Source organism: Kribbella sp. NBC_00662 (genome assembly GCF_041430295.1).
Lineage (GTDB): Bacteria > Actinomycetota > Actinomycetes > Propionibacteriales > Kribbellaceae > Kribbella.
Map to the genome: position 1 here is coordinate 5436244 of NZ_CP109029.1, position 15474 is coordinate 5451717.

A 15474-nucleotide genomic window follows, 5' to 3' on the forward strand; every position below is an offset into this window, starting at 1 on the left:
TTGCTACTCAGCGCGGCGCCGGCCGGCTACCCAGGCTGCGACCTGGGCGCGGCTGGCGAAGCCCAGTTTGGTGAGCACATGCTGAACGTGGTTCTGGGCGGTCCGCTCGGAGATGACCAGGGCTGCGGCGATCGCCCGGTTGCTCAGGCCGTCGGCGACAAGCCTTGCGACCTCCTGCTCGCGTGGGCTCAACGGGTCGTCGGGAGTCGCCAACTGCTCCAGCCGGTGCGTCCAGGGAGTCATTCCCAAGGTGCGCGCCAGTGTGAGGGTCTCCCCGGCTACGGCGCGGGCCTGCGATCGGTCACCGGACCGCTCGTACGTCTCCGCCAGCAGGCATGCGGACTCGACCGCGAAGCCGGGCGCTCCGATCGTGCGGCTCCGGGCGCAGGCTGTCCGGAGGTCTTCGGCGGCCGCGTCCCACTCACCAAGAGAGGCGGCGCAGATGCCGAGCGCCAGCTCGACCGGTCCGAGGAAGTTGGTCGCGCCGGCGCCGCCCACGACGTACCTGCCGCGCTGCGGTTCGAGCCGGGCCCGGAACCGACGTACGTCGTCGGTGGCGCCGACGGCTGCCGCCACCCGCGCCGCGATCGCGCTGACCAGTAACTCGGCGGCACGCCAGCCGTGCCACGTCTCCGGCCGGCCGCAACGCTGGTACAGGGCAGCGGCCTCATCCAGACGGTTCGCGTCGACAAGGACGAACGCGCGGGCGAGGCGGGCGGAGAGGTCCCAGCGAACATCGGTGCCGAACTGCCAGGCTGCTGTCCCGAGCAAGGCGTCCGCGTGGCCGCGGTGGTGGCCCAGCAGCATCCGGAACGCAACCTCGGCGCCGTGGGCCGCGGGATGACCGATCCGGCGGAACTCGGCCAGGGCGTCGTCGAGCAGGGCCTCTGCGTCGTCGAACTCGGCACGGGCCAGTGCGAGCGACGCTCTGGTGATCAGTACGTGCCAACGTCCGTTAGGACCTCCGGCGCGGCCGGCGCAGCTCGCGATCCGGCCGATCTCGGCTGCGATCGCGCTGAGGTCTCCGCCGTACCAGAGCGCGTCGACTCGCCACAGGCGGCCCCGGAGCTCGGTGGCCGCGACACCGGTGGTGGTCCCGAGCTGGATCATCCGCTCCGCGGCGGCGGTCAGCTCTTCGACGTCATCGGGCCCGCTCGTGGCCAGCTGACGAGCGGTGAGCGCCTCGGCGAGCAGGTCCGAGTCACCGATGGACTCCGCCTGCTCGAGCGCCTCACTGCTCGCGGCAAGGGCCTCACGCCAGCGTCCGAGGTAGCTGGCCGCCTGCGCCTGCCGGGCGAGCAGGCGGACGCTTGTCCGCGGTGGCAAGCCGGATGCGGCCAGCGCCTCGGTACACCACTGGTAGATGTCGCCATCCCAGACGGACTGGCCGATCGGCTCGAGTACAACCGCTGCCTCCGCGAGCAGCTCCGCAGACTGCTCGGTGCGAGCTGTCATGACGATCGACTGGGTAGTTGCATGTGCGGTCGCGAGGTCACCCGCTCGCACACACGCCATCGCGAGGCGGAGCTGCCGGCGTGACCGTTCGAGTCGACCCGCCGTCGCCGCCACCGCACCCAGCCAGTGCCGCACGATCTCCGCCGAGTCGGCTCCGTGGTCCGCTTCCAGCACCTCAGCGGTACGCCGGTGCAGCTCGGCCCGATCCGCCAGCGGCAACCGGTCTTCGGCGTCCCGCCGCGCGGTCTCATCGGCGAACCAGGCCTCACCCGCATCGGGCGCGACGACGAGCGCGCCGCTTCGAACCAAGGCATCAACCGCAACCAGGACCTCACCGGCCGACTCGTCGACCACGCGCGCGAGCACGTCGAGGCGCACCCGCTCCCCGGCCACCGCGGCCGCACTCAGCACGCGGCCCGCCACGGCATCGTTGGTCACGATCGCAGTGTGACAGCTTCTCTGCTCGGTTAGGTTTGGCGTCATGACTCTGTTGATGCCACGCCTCCGGCGCGGCGGGTCACGGGGCTGTTGCTCCCGGCCTTCCCTCGTCGCTCCGGTCGCTTCGCTCCCTCCGCTCCTCAGTCCAGGCCGGGAGGCCCCGTGACCAGTTATCCCGAGAGCCGCCGCGACGATGTGGTCGAGACATTGCACGGGCGCGAGATCGCCGACCCGTATCGCTGGCTCGAAGATCCTGACTCGCCGGACACCCAGGACTGGGTCCGCCGGCAGAACGAGTTCACCCAGGCTGAGCTCTCCGGTTATCCGGAGCGCGAGTGGTTCCAGACCACGATGTCCGCGATCCTCGCCCGCCCACGCGCCGGCGTGCCCGCCAAGAAGTCCGGCTGGTACTTCGTCGGCCGCAACGACGGCACGCAGGCGCAGGACGTCATCTACGTCGCCGAGTCGCTCGACGAACTGCTGTCCGGCGGCCGTGTCCTGATCGACCCGAACACCCTGTCCGAGGACGGCACCGACTCGCTCGGCACGTTCACGGTCAGCCCGGACGGGAAGTACTTCGCGTATGGCATCAACGAGAGCGGCAGCGACTGGACGACGTTTCGGCTGCTCGACATCGCCACCGGTACGCAGGTGGACGACGTGGTGTCGGAGGCCAAGTTCTGCGAGGCAGTCTGGTTGCCGGACAGCTCGGCGTACCTGTATCTGCACTACCCGACGAGCGGGCGGAGTGAAGGAACCGAGACGAAGTCGCTGACCGGTGGGCGCCTGACGCTGCACAGGGTCGGCACACCGCAGTCCCAGGACGAGCTGGTGCTGAGCTTCCCGGGCGAGGACCAGATCTTCATCGCACCGGAGATGTCGGAGGACGATCGGTATCTCGTCGTCCACATCACCGAGGGGACCGATCCGGCCACCCGCCTGTGGGTCTACCCGGTCACCTCGGACGGCCTGGGCGACCCCGTGAAGGTGGTGGACTCGTTCGCCGACGAGATCGCGTTCGTACGGATGTCAGGCGACCAGCTCGTACTGCGGACCGACCGTGACGCGTCTCGTGGCCGTGTGGTGTTGTCGTCGCTGGACGGTGAGTTCACCGACCTCATCCCGGAGGGCGAGGCGACATTGCAAGCAGTCCGCGGTACGGCGGACGGCCTGGCCACACTGACCCTTGTCGACGCGCAGCCTGTACTGACGCTCTATGGCCTGGACGGCTCGGGCCAGCGCGTGGTCGACGTACCCGGTGGTGGCGTGGTCGACCTGCACGCCGGACCGGAGTACGACGAGCTGTTCATCGGACTGTCGACGACAATCGACCCAACGCTGTCGTACGTCGTCTCGACCGGCTCCGGCGCCGTACGAGCACTGCCGGAACTGGTCCGCGGCTCGGGCGGTTTCACGCCGCCGAAGGTGACCGTGACCCGCCGGGTCGCTCCGGGCCGCGATGTGCCGTACTTCTTGATCACCCGGTCGGACCTCGACTTCTCGGCACCGCGTCCGACGCTGATGTGGGGGTACGGCGGATTCCGCATCCCGATCCAGGCCGACTACCGGCCGGGGTGGCCGGCGTGGCTGGCGGCCGGGGGAGTGTTGGTCATCGCCAACCTGCGCGGCGGCGGTGAGTACGGGACCGAGTGGCACGACGCCGGGCGGTTGAAGAACAAGCAGAACGTCTTCGACGACTTCATTGCCGTCGGCGAGCACCTGCGTGACACCGGCGTCACCACTCCGGCGCAGCTGGCCATCCACGGTCGCAGCAACGGCGGACTGCTGGTCGGAGCGGTCATGACGCAGCGGCCGGACCTGTTCGCGGTCGCACTGCCCGGAGTCGGGGTGCTGGACATGCTGCGCTTCCACAAGTTCACCGTGGGCGCGGCGTGGGCGTCCGACTTCGGTCTGCCCGACGACCCGGACCAGTTCGAGGACCTGTTGGCTTACTCGCCCTTGCATCGTGTCAGCGACGGCACGTCGTACCCGGCGACGCTCGTGGTCACAGGTGATCACGACGACCGGGTGGTTCCGTTGCACAGTCACAAGTTCATGGCAGCGCTGCAGCATGCCCAGGCCGGTCCGCAGCCCGTCTTGACTCGGGTGGAGGTCAACACCGGCCATGGCTTCGGCAAACCTGCAGCGATGATCGCGGCCGAATGGGCGGACCTACTGGCGTTCGCTGCTCACCACGTAGGTCTCGTAACTCCTGAGCAGTAGGAGTGCTGCTGCATTACCAAATGCGCGGAGCTTGGAGGTCGCGGGGATCGTCGGACGGCTGACAGCCGTGCGCGGTCTCCGCGTACTCCGCCCGCGGACCACTGGTGGCCAGCGTGCGTACTGCGTTGACGAGGCGGTCCACGTGCTCGCGGGTCGTCCCGAGGCCGAGACTGGCGCGGACCGCCGTACCGTGCTCGGGGGAGTCGGCGAGGAGATGGCCGACGAGCGGGTGCGCGCAGAACTTGCCGTCGCGTACGCCGACGCCGTACTCCGCACTCAGTGCGGCGGAGACGAGTGTCGAGGTCAGACCGGCAATGGTGAAGCACACGGTGCCGACCCGGTCCGCGTCCTCGCCGAAGATCGAGTACGTCGTGACGCCGTCGATCTGGGCGAGCCCGGTCCGTAGGCGGGCCAGCAGGCTGCGCTCGTGCTGCTCGATCGCGTCGCGGTGCTTGCTGATCGCCGCGCAGGCACTGGCGAGAGCGATGGCTCCGATGACGTTGGGGGAGCCGCCCTCGTGCCGCGCCGGGCCGGTCGTCCACACCACGGTGTCGCCGGTGACCGCGTGCGTCGCGCCACCGCCGTACAGGTAAGGATCTGCGGCGTCGAGCCAGTCGGAGCGGCCGATCAGGGCGCCGGCGCCGTACGGCGCGTAGAGCTTGTGACCGGACAGCGCGACCCAGTCGACATCCAGGGTGGAGATGTCGACCGGACGATGCGGCGCCAGCTGCGCCGCGTCGAGACAGACCCGTGCGCCGTGGGCCTTGGCCACGTTGGCGATCTCCGCGATCGGGAAGATCTCGCCGGTGACGTTCGAGGCGCCGGTGATCACGACGAGCCGCGGGCCTTCGGGAGCCTCGCGGAGTGCGTCGGCAACCTTCTTGATGGCTTCTGTGGAACTGGACGGCGCGGTGAGGCGGACAGTCCGCTCGGCCGGCCAGGGGAGCAGGGCAGCGTGGTGCTCGGACTCGAAGACGATGACGGTCGCGTCCGCCGGCACCGCGCGGGCGAGCAGGTTGAGCGCGTCGGTGGTCTGCCGGGTGAAGATCACCTGGTCGTCGGAGCGTGCGCCGACGAAGGCGTGCACCTCTTCACGTGCCCGCTCGTACCACTGGGTGGTGATGCGTGAGGCGTACCCGTTGCCGCGGTGCACCGACGCGTACGACGGCAGCGCCGCCTCCACGCTGGCCCGGACGGACTCCAGGCACGGCGCGCTCGCACCGTGGTCGAAGTTCGCGTAGTCGGTGACCCGGCCGTCGGCCAGCGGGACCAGCAGGTCCGAACCGACCGTGGCGGGGATGCTGCCGGTGACCAGCCGGGCGACCGTCGGCCGCGCCGTCGTCGTACTGGCAGGCTCGAGGATGGAGAGGATCGACATGCTGCTGCTCCCAGGAAGTCCGCACTTGCCGAGCGGGGTATCCGCACGGCCTGGTCTTCACCCGGGGCACCCCACCGCGGAGGAGGGTTGCCGGCCAGCTAGCCGGGGCTTGTCGCTGACACTCATGACCTGCCGAGTACGGTAACGAACCGGCCACGGACGCCGCCAGTGGCTATCTCATTTAATGAGATCGGCGAACACATCGCGAGACGACGAGGATACCGATGACCTGGAGAGCACCCGCGGTCGAGCGACCGGACGGTTCGCTGACCGCACCTGAACGCGAATTGCTGAAGGGTTATCTGGACTTCTACCGCACCACGCTGCTGTTCAAGTGCGCCGGACTGACGGCCTCGCAACTCGCGGAACGGCCGTCGCCGCCGTCCAACCTGTCGCTGCTCGGCCTGATCCGGCATCTGACCAAGGTCGAGCGGATCTGGTTCCGCATCCACTTCGCCGAGACGCCGGCCGAGCCGCTGTTCGCGCCCGAGCTCGGCAAGGACGCGGACTTCGAGCTGATCGATCCGGCCGACGCGCAGACGGCGTACGAGGGTCTGATCGCAGAGTGGAAGCTGTCCGACGAGGCCGCGGCCGACCACTCGCTCGACGACCGGTTCACGTTCGGCGGGACCGAGTCGACGCTGCGGATGATCTACATCCACCTGATCGGCGAGTACGGCAGGCACTGCGGTCACGCCGACCTCTTGCGAGAACAACTCGACGGCACCACGGGCGCGTAACGACGACCTCGGGGGCTTCTAAGGTGCGGGGGTGCCGTTCACCCTCGCCCACCCTGCAGCGGTCCTCCCGCTGGCCCGGCGGCCTCTCGTGGCATCAGCCCTGGTTGCCGGGGCGGTGGCTCCCGACCTGCTGTACGTCGATCCGATCTACCGGTTCGCCACGCAGTACATCAACGGCAACTTCACGCTGACTCTCACCCACGAGTTCACCTCGGCGTTCTGGCTGGACCCGCTTCTGGCGCTCCTGCTGCTTGCGGTGTTCGATCTCGTCCTCAAGCGCCCGCTCATCGCCCTGGCTCCCGCCTCGCTCGCTGCCCGGCTGCCGGTCGCGACAGGCTTCCCGCCGTTCCGGTGGAGCGTGGTGTCGGCGGTCCTGGGTGCGCTGACCCACGTCATCTGGGACTCCTTCACCCACGGCGACGGCTACTTCGTCCGCCAGTTGCCCGGCGTCTTCCGTGCCACGGTGACGCCGGCCTGGGACGTCAACCGCATCCTTCAGTACGTCAGCACGCTCGGCGGCTGTCTCGTCCTGGCGATCTGGCTTTACCGCTGGTACCGCCGTACCGCGCCGTCGGTCACTCCCCGTGACCCGGTCGCTCCCTGGGTGAGATACCTCGTGGTCGCCGGCGGGCTCTTGCTCGCCGCCACCGGCGCCATCGTCGAAGTCGGCCGGGCAGAGGGCGACCTGAGCGGTGAAACAGCGGTCCGGCTGGTCCTCTCGGGTCTCGTCTCGGGCGGTCTGGCCGCGCTCGCCTGGTACGTCGTGGTGTGGCACCTGATCCGCTTGCGGAGACGTGTGGTCACGCTGTGACGCTACGGATGGGGCAGCGTGATCGGCGTGTGACACGTGGGACTCAAGGGGTTATCGGGGTAGCCTGAGCGATATGGCGACCCGCACGTCTTCCCCGGCGCGGGCGCAGAAGTCGGCAGCCAAACGGCCGAGCACGGCTCGTTCGGCTGCTGGTGGACGCTCCCGTCCGTCCGGCGCCCAGAAGCGTGGGCAGAGCACGAAACGCGGAGGAGCATCCCCCGCGCGGACCAGCACGCCCAAGAACAGCGGACCGGGCCCGTTCGCGGCCGCCATGCTCGCTCTGTGCCGCGGGGTGGTGAAGGTCTGGATCGGCATCGCCCATCTGCTCGGCAGCATGGTGCGGGGGATCGGCCACAGCGCCCGCGACCTGGAGCCGGAGCATCGCCGTGACGGCGCCGGCCTGTTCCTGATCGGCCTCGCGGTCGTCGTGGCGGCTGCGATCTGGTGGGATCTGCCGGGCGCGGTCGGCAACGGCGTACGCACGGTAGTCGGCGGCAGCATCGGCATGCTCGGTTGGGCGCTGCCGTTGATGCTCCTGCTGATCGCGATCCGCACGCTGCGTCACCCGGACCACAACGGTCCGGCCGGTCGACAGGTGATCGGGTGGACCGCGGTCTGCCTCGGCGTACTCGGCCTGATCCACATCGCCAACGGCCTGCCCCGCCCCAGCAACCCGGCCGACGGCCCGCTGCGTGAAGCCGGCGGCGCGATCGGATACTTCGTCTCGTCGTTCCTGTCGGACCTGCTCACGCAGTACGTCGCCGCGCCGCTGCTGGTCCTGCTGTCGATCTTCGGCGCACTGGTCATCACCGGCACGCCGGTGTACGCGATCCCGCTGCGGTTCCGCGCGGCGTTCGACGTACTGATGGGTCGTACGGCGCTGCCCGAGGACGCTCCGTCCGTCGTTGCTGCGCCGACCGACGACACGGTCCGGCTGACCCGCAAGCAGCGTCGTGCCAAGGCGGCCGAGCTCGAAGAGGACGGTGAGCCGACGGTCAAGCCGTACGACTCGCCGGTGCTCGAGGGGCGCGAGATCTCCAAGCGCGGGCGCAAGACGAAGGCCCCAGCGACGGAGGAGGACGCGTACGACGTCGACGCCTCCGATGTCACTCCTGAGCCGGCCTTCGAAGCGGCCGTTGTGCCTAGCAAGCCGTCCGCCCCGCCGCCCGAGCCGCCGCCGCACACGCCGCTCCCGCAGCGCGTCGAGCAGCTGAGCCTGTCCGGCGACATCACGTACACGCTTCCGGACGGGCAGATGCTCAAGCCCGGCTCGGTGCACAAGGCCCGGACCAAGGCGTCCGACCAGGTCGTCGACCGGCTGACCGAGGTGTTCGAGCAGTTCGGCATCGATGCCCAGGTCACCGGCTACACCCGCGGTCCGACAGTCACGCGGTACGAGGTCGAGCTCGGCTCGGCGGTGAAGGTCGAGAAGGTCACCGCGCTGTCGAAGAACATCGCCTACGCGGTGGCGTCGGCCGACGTCCGCATCCTGTCGCCGATCCCGGGCAAGTCCGCGATCGGTATCGAGATCCCGAACACCGACAAGGAGATCGTCAGCCTCGGCGACGTGATCCGGTCGGCGACCGCGCGCAACGATCACCACCCGATGGTGGCCGGGCTGGGCAAGGACGTCGAAGGCGGCTTCGTCGTCGCGAACATGGCGAAGATGCCGCACCTGCTGGTCGCGGGTGCGACCGGCTCGGGCAAGTCGTCGTTCGTCAACTCGCTGATCACGTCGATCCTGATGCGCGCCACGCCCGACGAGGTGCGGATGATCCTGGTCGACCCGAAGCGGGTCGAGTTGAACAACTACGAGGGCATCCCGCACCTGATCACGCCGATCATCACCAACGCCAAGAAGGCGGCCGAGGCGCTGCAGTGGGTCGTCCGCGAGATGGACATGCGCTACGACGACCTCGCCGCGTTCGGGTTCCGGCACGTCGACGACTTCAACAAGGCGGTCCGCGGCGGCAAGGTGAAGCCGCCGCCGGGCTCCGAGCGCGTGCTCACGCCGTACCCGTATCTGCTGGTGATCGTCGACGAGCTCGCCGACCTGATGATGGTCGCGCCGCGTGACGTCGAGGACTCGATCGTCCGGATCACCCAGCTGGCGCGGGCGGCCGGTATCCACCTGGTGCTCGCCACGCAGCGGCCCTCGGTGGACGTCGTGACCGGTCTGATCAAGGCGAACGTGCCGTCGCGACTGGCGTTCGCGACCTCGTCGCTGGCCGACAGCCGCGTCATCCTGGACCAGCCGGGTGCGGAGAAGCTGGTGGGTCAGGGTGACGGTCTGTTCCTGCCGATGGGCGCGAGCAAGCCGATGCGTATCCAGGGCGCGTGGGTCACGGAGTCCGAGATCCGTGGCGTGGTCGAGCACTGCAAGACGCAGCTCGAGCCGACGTACCGCGAGGACGTCACGGTCGCGGCCGGTCCGAGCAAGGACCTCGACGACGAGATCGGCGACGATCTCGACCTGGTGGTGCAGGCCGCCGAACTGATCGTTTCGACCCAGTTCGGCTCGACGTCGATGTTGCAGCGTAAGCTCCGCGTCGGTTTCGCCAAGGCCGGCCGGCTGATGGACATCCTGGAGAGCCGCGGCGTCGTCGGTCCCAGTGAAGGTTCGAAGGCCAGGGACGTCCTGGTCAAGCCTGACGACCTAGAGGACTTCATCACCACCCTCCGAGGAGAGTGACAGCGTGACCGCCGCGAGCGCACTGCCCAGGCAGGATCGATTCGACGTCGACCCCAAGCCCGTGCCGTTCACCGTCCGCGCCTCCCAGAAGGTGCACGGCGGGCTGGCCGTCGGCGCCGCGCTGGTCGCGCTCGGCTTCGCCGCGTCCGCGTCCACGAGTCCGACCGGGATCCTGCGCTGGATCGCCGCTGCGGGCTTCGCGGTACTTGCTGTGGTGTGCGCCCGCGCCCTGACGGTGGGGGAGATGCTCGTCGCCGACCACGTCGGGATCCGGCTGCGGATCGGCAACGAGTGGATCGGCACACGATGGGAAGACATTGAAGAGGTGACGGTGCTGCAGCGCCGGCATCCGCTCGACGACGGGCGGATCGCCGTACATCTGCAGGATCCTGGGCCGATCCTCGGTGCGATGCCGAGTTCGACCCGCAAGACAACTGATGCCAACCGTCGGCTGACGGGATCCTCACTCGCGATACCGTTCGGGTTGACGGCACGGCCGTCGAACGGGGCAGTGGTGCAGGCGTTGCACATGCTCGCGGACGCCAGATGTCCGGTCAGGGAACAGCTCTGACTCGTGCGTGACCCCGTCGTACCAAGGCCGTTGACTTGATGTCGGCGGTCCGACCGGTGACGTCGACAGTTCGCACAGGTTTCCGGACGAACGAGAGGATGGTGGGGAAGTGAGCATCGGCAGCGATCTCACGGCGGCCCGCGAGCGGGCCGACATGACGATCGAGCAGCTGAGCGCTGCGACCCGGATCAGAACCGGGCTGCTGATCGCCATGGAGGCCGACGATTTCTCCCGCTGCGGTGGGAATTTCTACGCCCGTGGTCACATCCGCGCCATCGCCCGCGTGGTGAAGGCCGACCCCGCTCCGCTGATCGCGGCGTTCGACGCCGAGCACGCGGTCGAGGAGGAGAAGTCCCGCCGCGAGGAACGTGCCGCCGCCAAAGGCCCGACGCTCCGCCCGGCCCGCCCGCGCTGGGCGATCGTCGTCGGCGCGATCCTGGTCATCCTGATGGGCTGGGGGATGGTGCGGCTGTTCACGCTGCCCAGCGACATCGAGGCGAACGCGTCGAAGACCGCTGTCACCACGGCAACGGTCACCACGCCGACCCCGAAGGCACCCGTCACGCCGACCGTCCGGCCGACCAAGAAGCCGACGACCACCAAGCCGCCGGTGCTGATGACCGCGCTGACGCTGACGGCGAGGAACGACGGCACGTATCTGACGGTTCGCGACAAGAAGAACCGTCGCCTGTTCCAGGGCCGGCTCAGCCCCGGTATCGCGCAGTCCGTGACCAGTTCCGGCGACATCCGCGTGACCGTGGGCAACCCCGGCAACCTCATCGTCACGCTGAACGGCAAGCGTGTCCCCACCAAGCTCTACAAGTTCACCGCACACCCGAACGGGACTCTCAGCAAGACCGCCGGCAACTCCTGACCGGGCTGTGAGATGCGTAGCTGAGTTAGGCCGGGGAGTGTACGGCGCGTCATACTCGTGGTGATGAATACGCAACCCACCACTGTCGCCCTGGTCACGCTGGGCTGTGCCCGCAACGATGTCGACTCCGAGGAACTGGCCGGCCGGCTCGAGGCCGGTGGCTTCCGATTGGTCGACGACGCCGCTGAGGCGGACACGGTGGTGGTGAACACCTGCGGATTCGTCGAGGCCGCGAAGAAGGACTCCGTCGACACCCTGCTCGCCGCCGCCGACTACAAGGAGTCCGGCCGTACGCAGGCCGTCGTCGCGGTCGGCTGCCTCGCCGAACGGTACGGCGACCAGCTCGCCGAAGCCCTCCCCGAAACCGACGCGGTCCTGAGCTTCGACGACTACACCGACATCTCGGACCGCCTCCGCTCGATCCTCGCCGGCAACAAGCACCAGCCGCACGTCCCCCGCGACCGCCGCAAACTCCTCCCACTGGCCCCCGCCGACCGCCACTCCACCCCCGGAGTAGCCCTCCCCGGCCACGGCGACCAGAGCTCGGGACCTGCGCCGGTTCTCGGCGATCACATTCCCGAGCAGCTCAGGCCCGTTGGTGACGCGTCCGCTGCCGACGGCGTGACCGAGCCGGCAACTGCACTCAAGGGCCGCTTCGTCACCGGTGCACCGGAAGAGCTCAAGATCGATGCACCCGACCTCGCGGCCGCCCCCGCCAGCGGGCCACGGGTGATGCGGCGACGCCTCGACGGCGGACCGATGGCGCCGCTGAAGCTCGCCTCCGGCTGCGACCGCCGGTGCGCGTTCTGCGCGATCCCGATGTTCCGCGGCGCGTTCGTGTCCCGCCGCCCCGCCGAAGTACTGCGTGAGGCCGAGTGGCTGGCGGAGAACGGCGTACGCGAGCTCTTCCTCGTCTCCGAGAACTCCACTTCGTACGGCAAGGACCTCGGCGACCTCCGCCTGCTCGAGACCCTCGTCGGCGAGATCGCCCAGGTCCCCGGCATCATCCGCGTCCGGGTCTCGTACCTGCAGCCCGCCGAGATGCGGCCCACCCTGATCAGCGCGATGACCTCCACCCCGGGCGTCGTTCCGTACTTCGATCTCTCGTTCCAGCACGCCTCCGGCCCGCTGCTGCGTCGCATGCGCCGCTTCGGCGACTCGGAGCGCTTCCTCGAACTGATCGCCCAGGTCCGCGCCACCGCCCCGACCGCCGGCATCCGCAGCAACGTGATCGTCGGCTTCCCGGGCGAGACCGAGGAAGACGTCGACACCCTCTGCGACTTCCTGTCCCGCGCCGGCCTCGACGCGATCGGCGTCTTCGGGTACTCCGACGAGGACGGCACCGAAGCCGAGACCTATGACGGCAAACTCGACGAAGACACCATCGCCGCCCGCCTCGACCGAGTCACCCGCCTGGCCGAAGACCTGACCTCTGCCCGAGCCGAATCCCGCATCGGCGAACTCCTTGAAGTCCTCATCGAGTCCACCGACACACTCGACCCCGACGACGAGCTGGAGCCCACTGCAGTGGCTGCTGCCGGGCGGACCGGTGAGGGGCGGGCTGCGCATCAGGGGCCCGAGGTGGATGGGTCGACAACGGTGACCGGGCTCCCGGACGGGGTGCGGGTCGGCGATCTGGTGTCGGCGAAGGTGGTGGCGAGTGACGGTGTCGACCTGATCACCGAGTTCGCCGCGCTCGTGAGCACCCCGGACACCCGTCCGGCAGCTAACCTGACCGCGTGACCAACCCGCCAACGAACCCTGCACCGCGCGCCGCGGGCGGGCATCTCCACGCGCCCAGCGCCTGGAACGTGCCCAACGCGCTCACGGTCCTGCGGCTGGTCCTGGTACCGCTGTTCGTCTGGCTCCTGCTCCGCGAAGGCGGTCACACCGACAGCAACCGGCTGCTCGCCACCGCCGCGTTCGTGGTCGCGATCGTCACCGACCGCTTCGACGGCGATATCGCCCGCCGCTGGAACCTGGTCACGAACTTCGGCAAGATCGCCGACCCCATCGCCGACAAAGCCCTCACCGGAGCAGCCTTCATAGGCCTCTCCTACCTCGGCGAACTCCCGTGGTGGGTCACCATCGTCGTCATGGTCCGCGAGTGGGGCGTCACAGCCCTCCGCTTCTGGGTAATCCGCCACGGCGTCATGCCCGCCAGCCGAGGCGGAAAACTCAAAACCGTCCTCCAGGCGATCGCCCTGGGCCTCTACCTCCTCCCGTGGCAGGAGCTGAAGATCCTCCACTGGACCGCCATCACGATCATGGCCGCCGCCGTACTCGTCACCATCATCACCGGCCTCGACTACGTCGGCCGAGCCCTCCGCCTCCGCGCCGCCGCCAAACGCCCCCTCCCATAACCTGAGCCGCCTTGCACATCACGCCGGCGTGCCCGCTGGGATGACTAGACTCGCTGGGGTGCCGAAACCGACTGGTGAAGCCGCGGGTACGTCGCGGAAGAACAGCAAACTCGCGCAGATGTACCGCCGATACGCAGAGGTCGACGCCCCGAAAATCTCCCCTCTGTACGAGCGCCTCGCCCTCGCCCTGAGCGAGTCCGACGCCGCCCTCGAGGCGATCGAAACCGCACCCGCCCGCAAGCGGAACCCGGCCCTCATCCTCGCCGCCCTCCACAACCTGGCCCTCACTGGCCAAGCTCCAGCCCTCACCACCGCCTACAAAGCAGCAGCCACCTCGGCAACACCGGCGGACTCTGCGACGGTCGCGAACGACGACTCAGCTGTAGAGGCTGCGATTCGGACGCTGGTCGAGCTGACAGACGCCGTGGTGGCTGTTGTCTCAGCGCGGAAGGTACGGGCCAACATGGATGGCAATCACGCCGTCCTGTATCCGGCGATCGCCGAGGTCGCGCGGAGGGTCGAGGCAAACGCAATCGGGCTGATCGACGTGGGCTGCTCGGCCGGGTTCAACCTCAACGTCGATCGCGTCGGCATCAACTACGGCAACGGACAATCGCTCGGTGACCCGTCGTCTCCTGTGCAGGTATCAGCGTCAATCGTGAAAGACCAGGCCGTTCCGACACACATGATGCCCGAAGTCGTCGCGCGGATCGGCATCGACCTCGAGCCGATCGACACGAGCGATGCAGACGAGGCTCAATGGCTGCGTGCCTGCCTGCCGCCCGATCAACCGGAGCGGATAGAGAGGCTCGAAGGGGAGCTGGACCTAACGGCGTCGGCGCCTCCTTTCATGATGCAAGCTGAGGTTGTCGAACTGCTGCCTGCTGCCCTTGCTCGCGTGCCGGCAGGTGCCCTGCCCGTGGTCACCACGACGTGGGCACTCTCGGATCTGCCGCTGGAGAGCCGTCTGCGCTTCCTGCAATGTCTCGATGCAGCGGCGACCAAGCGGCCGATCGCCTGGGTATCGGTGGAGGGAGTCGGAGTCGCGCCGGCGATCCCCACCTTCGGTGACCGCCCTGCGTCCGGGCACAGCATCATCGGTCTGGCCGTCTTCGGCCATTCGACCCTGCAGGCTGAAGGCGTGGGACGTTGCTGGTTGCGTGGTCAGATGCTGGCGTGGCTGGCGGACTCATAGCCACTCGCGGACTGGTGGCCACTGGCGGACTCGTAGCCAGACGCCACACCCTGAGCCATCGGGCTTTGCGGAGGCGGCGCCAGTGCAGTCGTCGACCGGTGGTTCTTGTTCAGCAATGCGATGTGTACAGATCGAGTGCGTGGGAGGTTTCGGGTGGCCGAGGACGGGCTTGAGATGGCGGTCGAGCGGTTGGTGGGCCTGTTGATGGAACGGCGCGTGACGGTTGCCACCGCTGAGTCGTTGACAGGTGGGATGGTCGGGGCGGTTCTGACGGATGTGCCGGGGGTGTCGGCTGTGTATCGGGGTGGCGTGGTCGTGTACGCGACCGACCTGAAGGCCAAGCTCGCCGGCGTGCCAGAGGAGCTACTGGCTGCTGTGGGCCCGGTCCACGCGGACACGGCTGCCGCATTGGCCAGCGGCGTACGGGAGCGTCTGGAGGCGGACTACGGGCTTGCCACGACCGGTGTAGCCGGTCCGGACCCGCAGGCGGGCATCGAGGCCGGCACGGTGTACGTCGCCGCGGCCGGACCGGGATCTGTCCAGGTGCGCAAGCTGCAATTGTCCGGTGACCGAGCCGCCGTACGCCGGGGGAGCGTACAGGCCGTTTTGGAACTCGGAGCCGCCGTTGTGGCGGAAGAACTCGACTGAACGGGGCGTTAGGACCAGCATGGTGACAGGTAAGGCAGACTGGCGCGGCGCACCGAAGGTGGACGTTGCGAGAGGTAGTGACCCAG

Annotated in this window: 12 protein-coding genes and 1 riboswitch; of the genes, 10 read left to right on the forward strand and 2 right to left on the reverse strand. The window is 68.7% G+C overall.

The window, feature by feature from the left end; all coding sequences use genetic code 11:
• Positions 1–3: 3 nt before the first annotated feature.
• Positions 4–1893: a LuxR C-terminal-related transcriptional regulator gene (locus OHA10_RS27120; protein ID WP_371401575.1), complete on the reverse strand. Its 1890-nt coding sequence runs from the start codon at positions 1891–1893 to the stop codon at positions 4–6.
• Positions 1894–2055: 162 nt separating this feature from the next.
• Here OHA10_RS27120 and OHA10_RS27125 point away from each other — a divergent pair, with 162 nt between their 5' ends.
• Entirely contained in the window at positions 2056–4116 is a 2061-nt protein-coding gene (locus OHA10_RS27125; protein WP_371401576.1) for a prolyl oligopeptidase family protein, read from the forward strand.
• Between the two features lie 13 nt (positions 4117–4129).
• On the opposite strand, the gene OHA10_RS27130 is transcribed toward OHA10_RS27125, so the two are convergent.
• Positions 4130–5494, reverse strand: a complete 1365-nt coding sequence (locus OHA10_RS27130; RefSeq protein ID WP_371401577.1) for an aminotransferase class V-fold PLP-dependent enzyme — start codon at positions 5492–5494, stop codon at positions 4130–4132.
• Between the two features lie 16 nt (positions 5495–5510).
• Positions 5511–5624: riboswitch (SAM riboswitch) on the reverse strand.
• A 94-nt stretch (positions 5625–5718) separates the two neighbouring features.
• Between OHA10_RS27130 and OHA10_RS27135 the strand changes: the two genes are divergently transcribed.
• The 9 genes from OHA10_RS27135 (at position 5719) to OHA10_RS27175 (ending at position 15388) form a co-directional block, all read left to right on the forward strand.
• Complete coding sequence (locus tag OHA10_RS27135; RefSeq protein WP_371401578.1) at positions 5719–6234, forward strand: DinB family protein; 516 nt, start codon at positions 5719–5721, stop codon at positions 6232–6234.
• A 31-nt stretch (positions 6235–6265) separates the two neighbouring features.
• Positions 6266–7045: a DUF4184 family protein gene (locus OHA10_RS27140; protein ID WP_371401579.1), complete on the forward strand. Its 780-nt coding sequence runs from the start codon at positions 6266–6268 to the stop codon at positions 7043–7045.
• A gap of 73 nt (positions 7046–7118) precedes the next feature.
• Positions 7119–9737: a DNA translocase FtsK 4TM domain-containing protein gene (locus tag OHA10_RS27145; RefSeq protein WP_371401580.1), complete on the forward strand. Its 2619-nt coding sequence runs from the start codon at positions 7119–7121 to the stop codon at positions 9735–9737.
• 4 nt (positions 9738–9741) lie between these two features.
• Positions 9742–10308, forward strand: coding sequence for a hypothetical protein (locus OHA10_RS27150; RefSeq protein ID WP_371401581.1), 567 nt, complete (start codon positions 9742–9744; stop codon positions 10306–10308).
• Positions 10309–10417: 109 nt separating this feature from the next.
• The gene (locus tag OHA10_RS27155) at positions 10418–11182 is read left to right on the forward strand and encodes a helix-turn-helix domain-containing protein (protein WP_371401582.1); all 765 of its coding nucleotides are present in this window, start codon (positions 10418–10420) and stop codon (positions 11180–11182) included.
• Positions 11183–11245: 63 nt separating this feature from the next.
• Complete coding sequence (gene rimO / locus OHA10_RS27160) at positions 11246–12925, forward strand: 30S ribosomal protein S12 methylthiotransferase RimO (RefSeq protein WP_371401583.1); 1680 nt, start codon at positions 11246–11248, stop codon at positions 12923–12925.
• Complete coding sequence (gene pgsA, locus OHA10_RS27165) at positions 12922–13545, forward strand: CDP-diacylglycerol--glycerol-3-phosphate 3-phosphatidyltransferase (RefSeq protein ID WP_371401584.1); 624 nt, start codon at positions 12922–12924, stop codon at positions 13543–13545. Before rimO ends, pgsA begins: the two co-directional genes overlap by 4 nt.
• 58 nt (positions 13546–13603) lie before the next feature.
• Complete coding sequence (locus tag OHA10_RS27170) at positions 13604–14740, forward strand: DUF2332 domain-containing protein (protein ID WP_371401585.1); 1137 nt, start codon at positions 13604–13606, stop codon at positions 14738–14740.
• A 174-nt stretch (positions 14741–14914) separates the two neighbouring features.
• Positions 14915–15388 carry a CinA family protein gene (locus OHA10_RS27175; protein ID WP_371407997.1) on the forward strand — a complete coding sequence of 158 codons (474 nt, stop codon included), beginning with the start codon at positions 14915–14917 and terminating at the stop codon, positions 15386–15388.
• Positions 15389–15474: the final 86 nt, after the last annotated feature.